Genomic DNA, 14,891 nt, shown 5'->3' on the forward strand with positions numbered 1-14,891 from the left:
CTATCCCCTCAGGACTGGCCAAGGCGCAGCAGGCCCTGCTGCATGCTGTTGACCCGGCTGACCATGTCCACCGAGGTCTGGAAATTGCGCGACGCCGACATCATGTCTGCCATCTCTTCCACCACATTGACGTTGCTGTAGTAGACATAGCCGTCGCCGTCGGCAATGGGGCTGCCGGGCTCGTGACGACGCTCGATGGCGCGGTCGGATTCGGTGACACCGGCGATGCCGACACTGGCGGCGGCCAGACGCTGGCTGGTGACCGGGCTGCGGGTCTCCAGGCTCTGATAGAGGCTGGCGAACACCGGCTTGATGGCGCGGAAGGCATCTTCCTCACTGCCCGCGGCGCTGTTGGCGTTGGCCAGGTTGGAGGCGACGGTGTTCAGTCGAACCGACTGGGCGCGCATGGCGCTGCCGGCAATGTCGTAGATGTTGTGGAATGCCATGGTGTGGCTCCTCGATCCGTTATCCGTCGATGGCCTTGCGCAGGCCGGAAATTTTCATATTCAGGAACGTCAGGCTGGTCTGGAAGTCCATCGCGTTGGCGGCGAACTGGGCCTGTTCCACGCCGAGCTCGGCGGTGTTGCCGTCTTCGGACGGTTGCATCGGCACCCGGTACTTGAGATCCCGGCTGGCATCGAGGCTGGGTGCGGGCAGGCCGCTGTGGAGGCCGTCCAGCTCCCGGGCGACCCGCTGCAGGGAGGCCTTGAAGTCGAAATCACGGGACAGGTAGCCCGGGGTATCAACGTTGGCCAGGTTGCTGGCGAGGATGCGGGAGCGTTCCATCCGCATCGACAGGGCGTATTGATGGACGCCCAGTGCCTTGTCCACAATAAGTGCCATGGTTGGTCTCCAGTGCCATGCAGTGAGATTTCCTGCTACCGTACTAACAAGGTATGTGCCAACTTTTAGATTCAATAAATCAAGGGGTTACCGATTGAGGGCGGAAGTGGGGAAGGCAGGGCGGAAATCGTGGTTTCCGCCCCGGAAGTGGCGGGTTCCCCTGTCGGGCGGGGCACTGCTGTTGGTCTGGCTGCTGGCCGCTGGTGGTGTTCAGGCCCAGAACCAGAATCGGGCGGACCTGGTGGCGCGGGTCACCGCGGACGCCGAGCGCCAGGTCCAGCGTTACGCCCGTCAGCGTGGTTGGGTCAATTTCGATTACCAGGTGGAAGCCTGGGTGCCGGGAGCCGCGGACCAGCATCCCGGCTGCCAGGGCGAGCTGGTGGTGGCGCCGGCCCAGGCCTCCGGGCGAATCTGGGGGCGGGTGCCCTATCGCATCGGCTGCAGTGAGCCGGAATGGGAACTGCGGGCGCGGGCGGAAGTATCGCTCAAGGTTCCGGTGGTGACGGCCCGGCGGACGGTGCGCCGGGGTGAGAGCCTGAACCGGGACACCATGCGGCTGGCGGTGCGGGACCTGGCCGACATCTACGGCGATTTTGTGACCGACATCCGCATGTTGCGGGGGCTGCGGACCCGGCGCGCGATCCGTGGTGGCCAGGTCATCACCCTGGACCTGGCGGAAGCACCGCTGCTGGTGGAGCGAGGCGACCAGGTGCTGATCCGGGTCGAGGCCGACGGCGTGGCTGCCTCGATGACCGGCGAAGCGCTCCAGAGCGGCAGCAAGGGGGAGGGTATCCGGGTGCGTAACCATTCGTCCGGCAAGGTCATCACCGCCTGGGTGGTGGAGCGGGGCATCGTCGAAACCCGATTCTGATGGGCCCTGGACCGGTGCGGATACCTGCCAACGCATTTTTTCCAAGTTCGGTTACAGTTTCGCCGGCAGCCGGTCGCTATACTCTGACAGAGACACTGATTGGGTTTGAATGCTATGAAAATCAATCACGCCACGACACCGGTTACCAGCGCCAACCAGCGTGCCAACGCCGCCCGCCATGACCAGGGGGCGACCAGCAGCACGGCCGCCAGTGCGACGCCGGAACTGCAGAGCCGCGGTCTGGAAAAGTCCCTGGCGGACGCCTCCGATGTCGACATGACCCGGGTTAATGCCCTGCGTCAGGCCATCGCCGAAGGTCAGCTCGATCTGGACCCGGCGGTACTGGCGGAAGCGGTGCTGGACCTGCACGGCTCATGAGCGCCAAGGCTGCCCTGGCGGAGCTGACCCGGGGAATCCGTGCCGACCTGGCGCGTTGCCAGGGGTTGCAGCCACTGCTGGTGGAGCAGCAGCGGCTGCTGGCGCGCACTGACGCCGAGGCGCTGCAGCCGCTGGGAGAGCAGATCGGTGACGCGTTGGCGGCGCTGGAAGTCAGTGCCGGCCGTCGGGGGGAAATCCTGGTGGGCCTGGGACTGAACGCCGATGCCGGCGGTTTTGAGCGGCTGTTGACCAAACTGCCACCGGCCCTGGCCACGGAGCTGCGATCGTTTTGGCAAGAACTGGAGGCGGCACTGGTGCGCTGCCAGGCCCTGAATGAGCGCAACGGCGAGCTGCTGGCCAGTCACCGCACGGCGCTGGATGATCTTCTGGGCACCACCACTAACCCTTACGACCAGCTCCGTTGAGCCAGTCGTCCACCTGTCCCTGCTCCTGGCGCCGCTGGCGCTGCTGATCCTGCTGCTGGCGCCGTCGTACCAGCAACTCCAGTCCCTTGACCTTACCGAACTGCGCCAGCAATGCCCGCTGCCGTGCTTCCAGTTCCTTGCCCGCCAACAGCAATTCGTCGGCCTGCTGATCCAGTAGCTGGTTGAGCTGATGGCGCATGGCCAGTCGGTTCTGGTGCACCAGCGCATTGCCGCTGGCGCCGCTGGCCATGCTGTCGACATAGAACTTCAGGCTGTCGTAGCGCTGCTGTTCCTGCTGGTGGCGCAACTGCTGCTGTTGCTTGTCGTTGCCCAGGCGTTCCAGGGTTTTCTGCTGCTGGTCGAGGAAGCGGTTGAACATCAGCCAAACAGCCCTTGCAGTTGTTGCAGGCTCTGGTCATAGCCTGCCGGTTCGTCGATCGCCTGCTGCAGGAAGCTCGCCAGCCGGGGATGCGTCTGTACGGCTTCATCCAGCTCCGGGTCCTGGCCGGCGTGATAGCCGCCAAGGGGAATCAGTTCCCGCACACTCTGGTAACGGGACAGCAGCCGGCGGAAGCGTGCAGCGGTCTGCTGGTGGTCGCGGTCGGTGACCTGGGGCATGACCCGGCTGATGGAGGCATTGATATCAATTGCCGGGTAGTGGCCGGCTTCCGCCAGCTCGCGACTGAGGATGACGTGACCGTCGAGGATGGCGCGGGCGGCGTCGGCAATCGGGTCCTGCTGGTCATCACCTTCCGCCAGCACCGTGTAGATGGCGGTCAGTGAACCTTCACCTTCGCCGTTGCCGGCACGTTCCGCCAGCCGGGTCAGGGCGGCGAACACCGACGGCGGGTAGCCCCGGGTTGCCGGCGGTTCGCCGATGGCCAGTGCCAGTTCCCGCTGGGCCTGGGCATAGCGGGTAAAGGAATCCATTAACAGCAGCACGTCCTGGCCCTGGTCGCGATAGTATTCCGCCAGCCGGTGGCAGGTCTCGGCGGCCCGCAGCCGCATCAGCGGCGACTGGTCGGCCGGTGCGGCGATTACCACCGAGCGGGCGAGGCCCTCCGGCCCCAGGGCGTCTTCGAGAAATTCCCGGACTTCCCGTCCGCGTTCACCGATCAGGCCCACCACAATCACGTTGGCCCGGGTAAACCGGGTAATCATGCCAAGCAGCACACTCTTGCCCAGGCCGGCGCCGGCAAACAGCCCCAGACGCTGGCCTTTGCCCGGTGTGAGCAGGGCGTTGATGGCGCGGACCCCGACATCCAGTGGTTCCCGCACCGGCCGCCGTTTCAGCGGATTGGGGGGCGCCGCGTGCAGCGGCAGGCGGTCGCCGCTGACGGCGGGGCCGTCATCGAGGGGCTGCATCAGACCGTCAAAGGTACGACCAAGCAGGTTGTTGCCCACCGGCAGTTGCAGATCGTCGTCCAGGCGCTGGACCCGGGCCCCGGCGTAGAGGCCACCGACCGCGCGGTAGGGCATCAGGAAGGCGGTGTCGCGGTCAAAGCCGACCACTTCCGCCAGCACCGGCTCGCCCTGGTGGGTGTCCACCAGGCAGCGCTGGCCAATCACCAGTCGACAACCGACGACTTCCAGGGTGAGACCGGTCACCCGCACCAGGCGGCCGGTGACGGTCTCCCGTGGCACTTCCCGCAAGCGCTCGGCGGCGCGCGCCAGCTGTTCGGGCAGGGTGTTCATGTACGGGTTCCGGTGCGGATCATTGTGGCGACTCCTGGGTCAGTTCCTCGCGCACCTTGTCCACACAGCCCTGCAGCCGTTCTTCGCTGCGAATGGTCTGTTGCTGCTGGTCGCTCTCCAGGCGGCAGTCGCCAATGGCCAGGGCGTCGTCGGGCTGGACCGGGTAATCACCGATGTGGTTGGTGCCGGTGCGGGCCAGGCGCTGGTAGTCGTCCGGCGACAGGTACACGGTGACGTCGCCCTTGCGGGTGTCCATGCGGGTCAGCGCCTCTTCCACCAGTTTCAGCATCTGGCCGGGGTTGAGGCTGAGTTCGGCGTGCACCACCCGCCGAGCCACCTGTTCCACCAGTTGGCACAGCTGTTCGGTGTGTTCTCGAAGCTCCTGCTGACGCAGCTCCTCCAGCTTACCCTGGATACTCTGCAGCGGTGCCAGTGCGGCGTTGAAGGTGTGGCGTCCGGCATCCTCGCCCTTGCCCAGGCCCTGCTGGTAGCCGGCCTCGTAGCCCTGGGCCTCGCCCTGACTGCGGCCATCGGCCAGGCCCTGCTCCAGGCCGCGTTCCTGGCCCTGGCGGAAGCCTTCGTCATAACCCTGCTGGAATGGGTCCTGCTCGCCGCGATCGCTGGCCTCCAGTGCGGCCAGGGAGCGGAAGCGATGCCTGCGGTAGTTGCCCCTGAGTTTGTCCATAGCGTCAGTCTACGACCGTTTCCTCGAAGATCTGGTAGTTGATCACTTCCTGTTCGTGCAGTTCCCGCACCAGGCGCATGACCTCCCGCCGGGCGTCTTCCACCTGACTGACCGGCACCAAACCCAGGGCCTGGGTGCGGTCGAGGATGGACTGCGCCATCCGTCGGGGCAGGGCGCCCATCAGTGCATCACGGACCTCCGGCGCAGCGCCCTTGAGGGAGAGCGAGAGGATGTCCTCGGGAATCTCCTGCACCAGCACCTGGAGCACGTCGGTGGACTGGCGCCCCAGGGTCATGAAGTCGTACATGTTCTCGGACACCGAACGCGCCAGCTCTTCGTTGTGGAGCTTGAGCATGTCCATCAGGCTGGCGCGATCACCGCGGAAGCGATTGAGGATGTCGGCGGCCTGCTTGACTCCGTCTACCCGCGCAGTGCTGCGCTCGGAGACGAACTGCAGACAGCGGCCGAGGGCGTCGCGCAGCTCCGACAGCACCTGGTCACTGACTTCGTGCATGTTGGCGACCCGATAGAGCAGATCGTCGTGGCAGTTGTCCGGCAGCTCTGCCAGTACCCCGGAGGCGGTCTCCGGTGGCAGGAAGGCCAGCAATACCGCCTGCATTTGGGGATGCTCGGTGGCGAAGAAGCGGGCCAGGGTTTCCGCCGGCACCCATTGCAGCTTCTGCAGCTCGTCTTTCAGGGCGTCGCCGTAGATGTCGTCGATCATGCCCTTGGCCAGGCGCTTGCCCACGGCCATGTCCAGGGTGCGCTCCAGGTAGTCGCGGGAGGCCGCGCTGATGCCACTCTGGTCCCGGAAATGATCAAAGAAGCCCTGGATCACGTCACGGGCGGCGTCGGTGGAGACGCCGGCGAGCTTGGCCATGCGATTGGACAGGGTGGTGACCTCATCCCGGCCCAACCGACTGAGAACCTTGGCGGCAGCATCTTCACCCATCGACAGCAGCAGGATGGCGGCCTTGTCGAGGGAGTTGGTTTCAACGACTTGTGTGTCCATGATCCTCTACCCATGATTTGATGACGTCGGCAACGCGGTTGGTTTCTTTATCGGCCAGCAACCGCAGGTGTTCCAGTTGTACCTCCAGTTCCGAGCCCGGTGGTGGCAGGCTCAGGGTGGAGGCGGCATCAGCGCTGGACTCGGTGGCTTCCTGTTTGCTGGCGGAGGCCTCGGCACTGGCGCTTGCTGTTGCATTGGTGTCGGTACGGGTGACTGTGCGTTCGTCGTCGTCACTGTCATCGGTGTCCTGACTGCGCTTGCTGGCGAAACGGTTCTGGGGTTGGCCGGCGGCGCTGTTGGTCAGGTGCTTCACCAGCGGGCGAATGCCGAACAGGATCAACAGCAGCAGCATCAGGCTGCCGAGGGCGTAACGGATGTGGGTCTCCCACGGGGTCAGGTCCTGATACCAGGGCGTGGCCTGGGGCACGGGCGCGGCAGCCGGCTTGGCGACGAACGGCGCGCTCTGCAGGGTAATGACGTCGCCGCGCTCGGTATCGAGCCCGGCGGCGGTGTGTACCAGTGCGCTCATCTTGTCGAGCTGGGCCTGGGTCCAGCCGCCATCGGGGGCATTGCCATCATTGACCAGTACCGATACCGACAGCTGACGGACCCGAGCCTCATCCAGGCGGGTGTGGGTGACCGCACGTCCGGTTTCGAAGCGGCGGTTGACCTCTTCCCGGCGATTGACCGCGGCCGCGTCCTGGCCTTCCTCATCGGCCTGATCCGGTTGTGGGACCGGTGGCTGGTTGGTGAGGGCGCCGGGAATGCCCAGCGCCAGCTGGCCGGCGGCGTTGTCCAGCACCGAGTTTTCCGACAGCAGCACCGGCTCGCCGTCCAGGACTTCGCGGGTTTCCTCAACCTCGGAGAAGTCGACGTCGGCGGCGACCCGGATGCGGAAGTTGCCGGCGCCCAGCATCGGCTCCAGCATGTCGCTTGCGCGGCTGGCCACCTTGTCTTCCAGCTTGGAGATGTAGTCCATCTGGCGGGTGCTGACCCGGCCCGGGCTGTCCTCGCCAATACCGGCGGACAACAGCTCGCCGGCCTGGTTGACCACCGACACCGAGCCCGGCTTCATGCCGGGAATGCCGGCCGCTACCAGATTCACGATGGCTTCCACCTGGGTCTCATCGAGGTGGCCACTGAGGTCCAGCACCACCGAGGCGGTGGGGGTCTGTTCCTCGCGGCCAACAAACAGCGTGCGCTCAGGGATGGCCAGGTGCACCCGGGCATTGCGGACCTGCTCCAGGGTCATGATGGTGCGGGCCAGTTCCCCTTCCACTGCGTGGGTGTAGCGGGTGGACTCCATGAACTGGCTGGTGCTGATGCCGGACAGTTCGTTAAGGCCTTCGATACCGGCCGGCATCTGGGCGGTTACGCCACGGGCGGCCAACTTCATCCGCGCGCTGGCAATCTGGTCCTTGGGCACCAGGATGTTGCCGCTGCGGCTGTCGAGTTCAAAGTCGATGGTTTCGGCTTCCAGTACCTCCAGGATGGAGGCGCTGTCGTAGCGCTCCTGGTTGCCGTATAGCGGGACATACTGGCCGCTGTTGGTCCACAGAATGATAACGATGGCGGCGGCCACCAGGGCCGCCAGCAGGGCGACCACGATGATCGAACGGGAATCACCGGAGAGGCGGCGCCAGCCCTGCAGCAGGGACTGGGCCCGGGAACGGCTGGCGCTGGCGCCGCCTCCCTGGCCATTGGTGACGGTGCTGGGCAGTGCGTTGATCAGCTCAGACATGACTCAGGCCCTTACACCGGCATCCGCATGATTTCATCGAAACCGGACACCAGGCGGTTTCGAACCTGGACCAGTGCCGAGAAGCTCAGGCCGGCCTTCTGGCTGGCGACCATGGCGCCCACCAGGTCGTCGCTCTGGCCGGTTTCCACCGCGGTCTGCAACTGCCCGGCGTGATGCTGCTGGGCGTCGATGGTGTTGAGGGCGGCCTGCATCACCTGGGTGAAGTTGACGTCCTGTTCGGAACTGCGCTGGGCCGGTGCCACGGCCGCATCACCCCGTAACTGGGTCATGGTGTCGAGCAGTACCGACTGGGTATTGATTGCCTGAATAGCCATGGTGTTCTCCTGTTAGCCGGTGACGGCAGCCTGATTGATGTCGATGCCTTGCTCGCGCATTGCCGCGAGTTTGTAACGCAGTGCCCGGGTGGTGACGCCGAGGGCCTCGGCGGTGTCCTTGCGATGGCCGTTAAAGCGGCGCAGGGTATCCAGTACGTGCTGGAATTCGGCAGAGCGTCGGGAGTGCTGCAGGCTGGACGCCGCCGGTGCCGGGGCGGGCACTGGCACGGTGTCTGGCAGCATCAGGTCGATGCTCTGGATCACCAGGCCACGGGCCAGGATCAGCGCGCGCTGGATGGTATTTTCCAGTTCCCGCACGTTGCCGGGCCAGTCGTGGGCCAGCAGCGCCCGGGCAGCCTCCGGATGCAGTTCGAAGCCGGATTCCGGGGCGTGCTTGGCGAGGAAGTGACGGGCCAGTGGCAGGATGTCTTCCTGACGCTGGCGCAGGGCCGGCCAGCTCAGTGGCAGCACGTCGAGGCGGTAGAACAGGTCTTCGCGGAAGCGGCCGGCGGCGGCCTCGGCGCGCAGGTCACGGTTGCTGGCGGCAATGACCCGGACATCGAGTTTCACCTTCTGGTTTGAGCCCAGCTTTTCCAGTTCCCGTTCCTGCAACACCCGCAGCAGTTTTGCCTGCAGGGCCAGCGGCATCTCGGAGATCTCATCCAGCACCAGGGTACCGCCGTTGGCCAGCTCGAACTTGCCGGTCTGGCTCTGCTGAGCACCGGTAAAGGCGCCCCGGGCATGGCCAAACAGGGTGGACTCAAGCATGGTTTCAGGAATGGCCGCGCAGTTGACCGCCACGTAGGGACCCTTGGCTCGCGGCGACTGATCGTGGATATACCGCGCCAGGCATTCCTTGCCGGTGCCGGACTCGCCGCCGATCAGGATTGAGGCGTTGGTTTGGGCAGCCTTCTTGGCCAGCAGCAGGACCTGTTGGCTGGCCGGTGACGCCACCACCATGTCGGGGATGGGCTGGTTCAGGCTCAGGGCATGGTTGACCGTGGCCACCAGCTGCTCACCGGTAAAGGGCTTGAGCAGGTAATCCATGGCGCCATGGTGCATGGCCTCGCCGGCCAGCGCGCTCTGTCCCGCATCCACCAGGGTGATGACCGGGCAGCCGGGGTAGCGCAGGCCGAAGTCGCGCAGCACCGGCACGATGTCCGGGCTGACGGCGGCGTCCAGCAGGATCAGGCTTGGCGGAGGTGTGCCCGGGTCCAGCTCCGGCGCGGTGCCGTTGACCAGGCGAACGTCGTAGTCGGCGGCGATCAGCTGTTGGTGAAGACTGGTGGCCAGCGGGCTGGCTTGAATCATGAGCAAGGGCGTCTTCATGAGGTTTCCTCAGTTTCCTGCCTGACGATACGGATGGTGACGCGGCGGTTCAGGTCCCGGCCTTCAGCGGTGTCGTTGTTGGCGGACGGGTAGCGGTCGCCGTGGGCCCGCTGTTCAATCATGGTGTTGGGAATGCCGGCGGCCTTGAGCACCGCAGCCACGTCGGCGGCACGTTCGCGGGCAATCTGCAGGTTGCCCAGGCGGGAGCCGGTGTTGTCGGTGTGGCCATCCACCAGCAGCTTGCGAACCTGGGGATCAAGCTGGACATAGCGGGCCAGGTCCTCCAGGTCGGCGATCTGCTCGGGAGTCAGGGCCCGTTGACCGGCCTGGTAGAACACCACCTGGTCGCGGGCCTGGTGCACCGACAGCGGTGACAGTTGCTGCTCGCACTGGCGGAAGCGGTCGGCAACCGGTGCCCAGTTCACGGTGGGAATGCGCAGCTCCAGGGTATCCAGGTACAGGCTGGTCCAGAGGCCGCTGTCGAGGGCGGTCAGCACTGAGCGGCTGGTGTGCTGGTCGAGCCGGAAGTGATCGTCGCGGGCCGCCAATGCGGTGGCCTGGCTCTGACGATCGCCCTGCCAGGGCGCGGTGCGGCTGGCCAGTGACACCTCGGCCGGGAGGGCCTGGGCCGGGCGGTAGTGCACCTGCATGGGGGCGCCAGCCGGGTGGCTCAGCAACAATTCACCATTTTTTTTCAGATCCAGCTCAAGTTCGCAGTGGAAGCGGTCGCCAGTAAAAGACCAATGGACCTGATCCATGGCCAGTTGCTGGACCACCCCGGAATTGGCGGCTGCTGTACCGGCGACCGACAACGCCAGAATGGCGGCATTGGCCCGGGACAAGAAATTGCGCATACCTTGCGACGTCATCGTTTCCGACCTTACTTGGGGCACTGGTTGGTGCAGACCAAGGCGTATTGCGAAGACAACAGCAGGCACCACGGCGATGACAAAAACGTCTGCTGTGTGGTGACTGTGGGAAAAGATATCGACCTGGGCGGCATCGGGACCGACGCCGCGGGGAGAGATATCTTAGCCCGGCAACCCCGCTATCATGGATTCTGTCGAATCGTTAGACCGGAGGCTTTGCGTCCTGCGCTTTCGCGACAGTTTGCCTTTGTCTGTAGCTAAGTTATTGAAACCGGTGTCTGGTTCGTCAGACACCGGCCTTCTCGATAGTGTGATCTAGTTAACAGTAATTGACGTTGTGCCGGCAACCGCTGTTTTGTAGCGGAGAGTCGCCCTTTGTGGCGAATTGCTAAAATGTGTAACCCCCGCTTGTTCTGACACCATTTTCAGCTAGGACCTCTAACCGTCACTACCCCAGTGTGCCGACCACATCGATGTGCATCTGCTCCGGCACTTCGTTGTAGGACAGCACCGCCAGCCCGCGGGCGAAGGTGCGGGCATAGCGCGCCAGCAGCGGCCGCAGCTGCGGCACGACCAGCAGCACCTGGGGCAGGCCCTGACGTTTCATTTCATCGCGAACCTGTGGCATCGCCTGTTGCAGCCGTCCCAGCATCTGGGGCTCCACCGGGAAGCTGTCCAGTGACGCCTGGCCGGACTGCTGGGCCTGCTGCAGCGCCTTCATCAGGGTCTGTTCCAGCTCGTCCGCCAGGGTGACCACATTGAGCTGATCGCGTTCACCGATGGTCTGGCGTACCAGGCTGCGCTTCAACGCACAGCGTACGTCGGCGGCCAGCAACACCGGGTCCTTGGTGACGTCGGCGCTGTCCACCAGGGTGGTGGCAATGGTCTGGATGTCCGACAGGCTGACCTGGTCGGACAGCAGGTGGCGGAACACCCGCAGCTGTTGCATCGGGCTGAGCTGGCTGTTGAGGGCCTCGGCGAGTTTTTCCGACACCCCCTTGAGGCGTTCCCCCAGAGCCAGGACGTCGTCGTGGCTGAAGATTTCATCCAGGTGCTGGCGCATCACCTTGCCCAGATGGGTGCTGATCACGGTGGCGGCATCCACCACCGAATAGCCCAGGTTCAGTGCCCGCGACTTGTGCTCGGGGGCAATAGCCACCGCGCTCATGTCGTAGGCGGGCTCTTTGACCAGTTCGCCGTCGAGCTGGCCATAGGTCTCGGCGCCTTCGATGGCCAGCAGTTTGTCCGGGTCCACCTCGCCGCTGGCAATGCGAACGCCATCGAGCTTAATGCAGTATTCCGCCGGTTTCAGTCGCAGGTTGTCGCGAATACGGACCTCCGGCAGCAAAACCCCGAGCTGCTCCGACAGGGTCTTGCGGATGCCGCGAATGCGGTTGGGCAGTTCCGCCTTCTGCTCCCGGTCGGCCAGCGGTACCAGCCGGTAACCCAGCTCGATGCGCATCTTGTCGACGTAGGGCAGGTCCTGCCAGCTCAGGGGCGGGTCTTTCTGCAGTTGTTCGGTGAGCTCCTGTTCGGCCTCGTGGGCAGCTTCGTCGGGCTTGGTCTGGTGCAGGTTCCAGGCCGCGAATGCCAGCACGCCGGCAAATGCCAGGAACGCCACCGTCGGCATGCCGGGAATCAGCCCGAGGATACCCATCACCAGGGCCGCGGTACTGACCACCCGGGGGGAGGCTAGCAGCTGCTGCTGGACCTGGTCGGCCATCTCGGATTCGTCGTTGACGCGGGTGACGATGATGGCCGCAGCGGTGGCCAGCAGCAGCGACGGTATCTGCGCCACCAGGCCGTCACCGATGGTGAGCAGGGCATAGATCTGGAACGCCTCGTCGCCGGACAGCCCCTGTTGCAGCACGCCGATGGCGAGACCGCCCAGCAGGTTGATCAGCAGGATCAGCAGACCGGCGATGGCATCGCCGCGGACAAACTTGGAAGCGCCGTCCATGGAACCGTAGAAGTCGGCTTCCCGGGCAACGTCCTGGCGGCGCTGGCGGGCCTGGTTCTGGTCAATGGTACCGGCGTTGAGGTCGGCGTCGATCGCCATCTGCTTGCCGGGCAGGGCATCAAGGGTAAAGCGGGCGGAGACCTCGGAGATGCGCTCGCCACCCTTGGTGACCACCACAAAGTTGATGATCATCAGGATCACAAACACCACCAGACCGACCACGTAGTTGCCGCCGATCACCACTTCCCCGAACGACTGGATTACCTGGCCGGCGGCGCCGGGGCCGGTGTGGCCATCCAGCAACACGATGCGGGTTGAGGCAACGTTGAGGGTCAGCCGCATCAAAGTGGCGATCAGCAGCACGGTGGGGAAGACTGAAAACTCCAGTGGCCGCTTGGCGGAGACCGCCACCAGCAGCACCATCACCGCCAGCACGATGTTGAAGGTGAACAGGGTGTCGATCAGCCACGGCGGCAACGGCAGGATCAGCATGGCCAACACGGCCATCAGGATCACCGGGATGGCGGCGTAGGAACGGGTCAGGTTGAATTTCACCTTGGGTCACCTATTTCCTGAGGGAGTCCGGAATCTGGAAGCGGGGCAGCGGCGCGGGTTTGTTTCCGCGCCGGGCTTTCCAGGCATTGAGCTGCATGACGTACATCAGCACATGGGCCACGGCGTTGAACAGCCCGGCCGGAATCTCCTGGTCGATTCTCGTGGAGTGGTAGACTGCCCGGGTTAGCTCCGGCAGTTCCAGTATGGTTTTATTATTTTTTGTAGCAACGTCGCGGATGCGCAGCGCCAGGTCGTCCACCCCCTTGGCGATCACGTAGGGGGCATCGGCGGTATCCGGGGCGTAGCGGATGGCCACGGCGTAGTGGGTCGGGTTGGTGATCACGACGTCCGCTTCCGGCACCCGCTGGTCGATGCGCTGGCGGGACATTTGCATCTGGATTTCGCGAATCCGCTGTTTGACCTCGGGCCGGCCTTCGGTGTTCTTGTGCTCGTCCTTGACCTCCTGCTTGGTCATTTTCAGTTTCTTCACCATCGACCAGCGCTGGTAGGGCACGTCCAGCAGGGCGATGAACAGCAACACCAGTCCCATGGCCATCAGCGCCAGCCCCAGCAGTCGAACGCCTTCGCCAATGGCGGCCCCCAGCGGCAGCCGGTTGATGGCCACCAGGTCGTCGGCGTGGGTCCACAGCAGCCACACCATAACCCCAAACAGCAGCACCACCTTGAGGGAGGACTTGGCCAGCTCTACCAGACTCTGGCTGGAGAACATCCGCTTCAGGCCCGACAGCGGGTTGAGTCGCTTGAGCTGGGGCTGGATGGCCTTGCCGGACGTCAGCCAGCCGCCCGGCACCATGCCGGAGACGGCGCCAATCAGCCACAGCGTGATCAGGAACGGCAGCATGGCACCCAGCCCCAGTTCCAGGGCGCTGCCCAGGTGTTGCAGCATCATTGCCGGGTCGGTGGCGGCGGCGCGGTCGAGCTCAAAGTGCTGCACCATCAGATCCCGGGCAAACTGGGTGAGGAAACTGGACATCAGCAGCAGTACCCCGCCGATGCCCACCAGGGCGGCGCTTTGCAGCTCCCGTGAGCGGGCGATCTGGCCCTCTTCGCGGGCTTTGCGAAGTCGCTGTTCCGTGGGTTCTTCGGACTTGTCCTGGCTGCTGTCGTTCTCGCTCATGGGCTGACCGTGGTTACCAGCAGGCGCATTTCATCCAGCACATGGGCGGTGAACTCGCCATAGCGGCCGGGCACGCCGGCCACCGTCAGCATCAGGCTCAGCAGCCCCATCAGCATGCTCAGCGGGAAGCCCAGGGCGATAACGTTCATCGACGGTGCCGAGCGGTTCATCACTCCGAAGGTGAGGTTGACGATCAGCATTGCCACCACCGCCGGCATCGCCAGCAGCAGGGCGCCGCCGAACATCCAGCCAAACAGGGCAAGCACCCGGTTGAGATCGAGGGCGTAGATCGACTGGCCGGGCGGCCAGGTGAAGAAGCTTTCCACCAGAATGTCGATGGCCACCAGGTGGCCATCGAACACAAAGAACAGAAACGCGCCCAGGATGATCAGCAGCTGTCCCATTAACGGCACCGCCTGACCGTTGGTGGGGTCGTTCATGATGCCCATGGCCAGGCCCATCTGCATCGACAGGATCTGCCCCAGCAGCGACATCAGGGCAAACAGCATCTGCAGCATGAAGCCAAGGAAGAAGCCCAGCAGGATCTGTTCGCCGGCCATCACCAGGGCTGTGAGGGAGAACGGGTCGACGCTGGGCATCGGTGGCAGCATGGGGGCCATCAGTGCCGCCAGCGCCAGCGACAGCAAGACCCGGACCCGCACCGCGGTCAGCCGGTCGCCGAACATCGGCATGGTCCACAGCAGCGCACCGATGCGAAGAAAGGGCCACCACAGGCGACCCAGCAGGGAGGTGATGTCGGCGCCGGTGAGTTCCACCAGACTCATCCGATGGCTCCCGGAATGGTGGTGAAGATCATCTCGAACAACCGCAGTACCCGCTCCAGTATCCAGTGGCCGGCGAACACGATCATTCCCAGGGTGGCGAGCAGCCGTGGCAGGAAGCTGAGGGTCTGCTCGTTGATCTGGGTGGCGGCCTGGAACACGCTCACCACCAGCCCCACCACCATGCCCGGACCGATCAGCACGGCGACGATCAGGGTGATGGTGAGGACCGCTTCGTAGATCAGTGAGACGGCGAGTTCGGCGGTCATGGCG

At 64.7% G+C, this 14,891-nt stretch carries 17 protein-coding genes and 1 riboswitch; of the genes, 3 read left to right on the forward strand and 14 right to left on the reverse strand.

Annotated elements, in window-relative coordinates; all coding sequences use genetic code 11:
- Nucleotides 1–8 precede the first annotated feature (8 nt).
- The gene (flgC, locus tag J2887_RS01805) at nucleotides 9–446 is read right to left on the reverse strand and encodes a flagellar basal body rod protein FlgC (protein ID WP_227173756.1); all 438 of its coding nucleotides are present in this window, start codon (nucleotides 444–446) and stop codon (nucleotides 9–11) included.
- Between the two features lie 19 nt (nucleotides 447–465).
- Nucleotides 466–843: a flagellar basal body rod protein FlgB gene (gene flgB / locus J2887_RS01810; RefSeq protein ID WP_227173757.1), complete on the reverse strand. Its 378-nt coding sequence runs from the start codon at nucleotides 841–843 to the stop codon at nucleotides 466–468.
- 181 nt (nucleotides 844–1,024) lie between these two features.
- On the opposite strand from flgB, the gene flgA reads away from it, so the two are divergent.
- The 3 genes from flgA to flgN all read left to right on the forward strand — a co-directional run bounded on the left by flgA (nucleotide 1,025) and on the right by flgN (nucleotide 2,517).
- Nucleotides 1,025–1,714 (forward strand): flagellar basal body P-ring formation chaperone FlgA, encoded by a 690-nt coding sequence (gene flgA, locus J2887_RS01815; RefSeq protein WP_227173758.1) that lies wholly within the window; start codon nucleotides 1,025–1,027, stop codon nucleotides 1,712–1,714.
- A 114-nt stretch (nucleotides 1,715–1,828) separates the two neighbouring features.
- Complete coding sequence (gene flgM, locus J2887_RS01820) at nucleotides 1,829–2,092, forward strand: flagellar biosynthesis anti-sigma factor FlgM (protein WP_227173759.1); 264 nt, start codon at nucleotides 1,829–1,831, stop codon at nucleotides 2,090–2,092.
- On the forward strand, nucleotides 2,089–2,517 hold the full coding sequence (flgN, locus tag J2887_RS01825; protein WP_227173760.1) for a flagellar protein FlgN: 429 nt from the start codon (nucleotides 2,089–2,091) through the stop codon (nucleotides 2,515–2,517). The genes flgM and flgN overlap by 4 nt, the downstream gene beginning before the upstream one ends.
- Here the strand turns inward: flgN and J2887_RS01830 are convergent.
- From J2887_RS01830 to J2887_RS01885, 12 genes are all read right to left on the reverse strand, one after another.
- A complete protein-coding gene (locus J2887_RS01830; protein WP_227173761.1) occupies nucleotides 2,492–2,896 on the reverse strand; it encodes a flagellar FliJ family protein in 405 nt (134 codons plus the stop codon). The two genes, flgN and J2887_RS01830, sit on opposite strands and share 26 nt — an antisense overlap.
- Nucleotides 2,896–4,212, reverse strand: coding sequence for a FliI/YscN family ATPase (locus J2887_RS01835; protein ID WP_324197237.1), 1,317 nt, complete (start codon nucleotides 4,210–4,212; stop codon nucleotides 2,896–2,898). The genes J2887_RS01830 and J2887_RS01835 overlap by 1 nt, the downstream gene beginning before the upstream one ends.
- A 19-nt stretch (nucleotides 4,213–4,231) precedes the next feature.
- Complete coding sequence (locus tag J2887_RS01840) at nucleotides 4,232–4,897, reverse strand: FliH/SctL family protein (RefSeq protein WP_227173762.1); 666 nt, start codon at nucleotides 4,895–4,897, stop codon at nucleotides 4,232–4,234.
- A gap of 4 nt (nucleotides 4,898–4,901) precedes the next feature.
- Nucleotides 4,902–5,909, reverse strand: coding sequence for a FliG C-terminal domain-containing protein (locus tag J2887_RS01845; protein WP_227173763.1), 1,008 nt, complete (start codon nucleotides 5,907–5,909; stop codon nucleotides 4,902–4,904).
- Nucleotides 5,890–7,650: a flagellar basal-body MS-ring/collar protein FliF gene (gene fliF / locus J2887_RS01850; RefSeq protein WP_227173764.1), complete on the reverse strand. Its 1,761-nt coding sequence runs from the start codon at nucleotides 7,648–7,650 to the stop codon at nucleotides 5,890–5,892. The genes J2887_RS01845 and fliF overlap by 20 nt, the downstream gene beginning before the upstream one ends.
- Before the next feature lie 11 nt (nucleotides 7,651–7,661).
- Nucleotides 7,662–7,985 carry a flagellar hook-basal body complex protein FliE gene (gene fliE / locus J2887_RS01855; protein WP_227173765.1) on the reverse strand — a complete coding sequence of 108 codons (324 nt, stop codon included), beginning with the start codon at nucleotides 7,983–7,985 and terminating at the stop codon, nucleotides 7,662–7,664.
- Between the two features lie 12 nt (nucleotides 7,986–7,997).
- Nucleotides 7,998–9,314 carry a sigma-54-dependent transcriptional regulator gene (locus J2887_RS01860; RefSeq protein ID WP_228752833.1) on the reverse strand — a complete coding sequence of 439 codons (1,317 nt, stop codon included), beginning with the start codon at nucleotides 9,312–9,314 and terminating at the stop codon, nucleotides 7,998–8,000.
- The gene (locus J2887_RS01865; protein ID WP_227173766.1) at nucleotides 9,311–10,183 is read right to left on the reverse strand and encodes an OmpA family protein; all 873 of its coding nucleotides are present in this window, start codon (nucleotides 10,181–10,183) and stop codon (nucleotides 9,311–9,313) included. The genes J2887_RS01860 and J2887_RS01865 overlap by 4 nt, the downstream gene beginning before the upstream one ends.
- Nucleotides 10,184–10,349: 166 nt before the next feature.
- A riboswitch (cyclic di-GMP riboswitch) is annotated at nucleotides 10,350–10,439 on the reverse strand.
- 192 nt (nucleotides 10,440–10,631) lie between these two features.
- Complete coding sequence (gene flhA, locus J2887_RS01870; RefSeq protein WP_227173767.1) at nucleotides 10,632–12,698, reverse strand: flagellar biosynthesis protein FlhA; 2,067 nt, start codon at nucleotides 12,696–12,698, stop codon at nucleotides 10,632–10,634.
- Between the two features lie 10 nt (nucleotides 12,699–12,708).
- Nucleotides 12,709–13,836: a flagellar biosynthesis protein FlhB gene (gene flhB / locus J2887_RS01875; protein ID WP_227173768.1), complete on the reverse strand. Its 1,128-nt coding sequence runs from the start codon at nucleotides 13,834–13,836 to the stop codon at nucleotides 12,709–12,711.
- Nucleotides 13,833–14,621, reverse strand: coding sequence for a flagellar biosynthetic protein FliR (gene fliR / locus J2887_RS01880; protein ID WP_227173769.1), 789 nt, complete (start codon nucleotides 14,619–14,621; stop codon nucleotides 13,833–13,835). The genes flhB and fliR overlap by 4 nt, the downstream gene beginning before the upstream one ends.
- On the reverse strand, nucleotides 14,618–14,887 hold the full coding sequence (locus J2887_RS01885; protein WP_227173770.1) for a flagellar biosynthetic protein FliQ: 270 nt from the start codon (nucleotides 14,885–14,887) through the stop codon (nucleotides 14,618–14,620). Before J2887_RS01885 ends, fliR begins: the two co-directional genes overlap by 4 nt.
- Nucleotides 14,888–14,891: the final 4 nt, after the last annotated feature.

This window comes from Marinobacter sp. CA1, assembly GCF_020546665.1.
Classification (GTDB): Bacteria; Pseudomonadota; Gammaproteobacteria; order Pseudomonadales; family Oleiphilaceae; genus Marinobacter; species Marinobacter xestospongiae.

Coding starts and splice junctions, on each gene's coding strand:
- flgC (WP_227173756.1), bottom strand. CDS start 446: ATGGCATTCCACAACATCTACGACATTGCCGGCAGCGCCATGCGCGCC.
- flgB (WP_227173757.1), bottom strand. CDS start 843: ATGGCACTTATTGTGGACAAGGCACTGGGCGTCCATCAATACGCCCTG.
- flgM (WP_227173759.1), top strand. CDS start 1,829: ATGAAAATCAATCACGCCACGACACCGGTTACCAGCGCCAACCAGCGT.
- flgN (WP_227173760.1), top strand. CDS start 2,089: ATGAGCGCCAAGGCTGCCCTGGCGGAGCTGACCCGGGGAATCCGTGCC.
- J2887_RS01830 (WP_227173761.1), bottom strand. CDS start 2,896: ATGTTCAACCGCTTCCTCGACCAGCAGCAGAAAACCCTGGAACGCCTG.
- J2887_RS01835 (WP_324197237.1), bottom strand. CDS start 4,212: ATGAACACCCTGCCCGAACAGCTGGCGCGCGCCGCCGAGCGCTTGCGG.
- J2887_RS01840 (WP_227173762.1), bottom strand. CDS start 4,897: ATGGACAAACTCAGGGGCAACTACCGCAGGCATCGCTTCCGCTCCCTG.
- J2887_RS01845 (WP_227173763.1), bottom strand. CDS start 5,909: ATGGACACACAAGTCGTTGAAACCAACTCCCTCGACAAGGCCGCCATC.
- fliF (WP_227173764.1), bottom strand. CDS start 7,650: ATGTCTGAGCTGATCAACGCACTGCCCAGCACCGTCACCAATGGCCAG.
- fliE (WP_227173765.1), bottom strand. CDS start 7,985: ATGGCTATTCAGGCAATCAATACCCAGTCGGTACTGCTCGACACCATG.
- J2887_RS01860 (WP_228752833.1), bottom strand. CDS start 9,314: ATGAAGACGCCCTTGCTCATGATTCAAGCCAGCCCGCTGGCCACCAGT.
- J2887_RS01865 (WP_227173766.1), bottom strand. CDS start 10,183: ATGACGTCGCAAGGTATGCGCAATTTCTTGTCCCGGGCCAATGCCGCC.
- flhB (WP_227173768.1), bottom strand. CDS start 13,836: ATGAGCGAGAACGACAGCAGCCAGGACAAGTCCGAAGAACCCACGGAA.
- fliR (WP_227173769.1), bottom strand. CDS start 14,621: ATGAGTCTGGTGGAACTCACCGGCGCCGACATCACCTCCCTGCTGGGT.
- J2887_RS01885 (WP_227173770.1), bottom strand. CDS start 14,887: ATGACCGCCGAACTCGCCGTCTCACTGATCTACGAAGCGGTCCTCACC.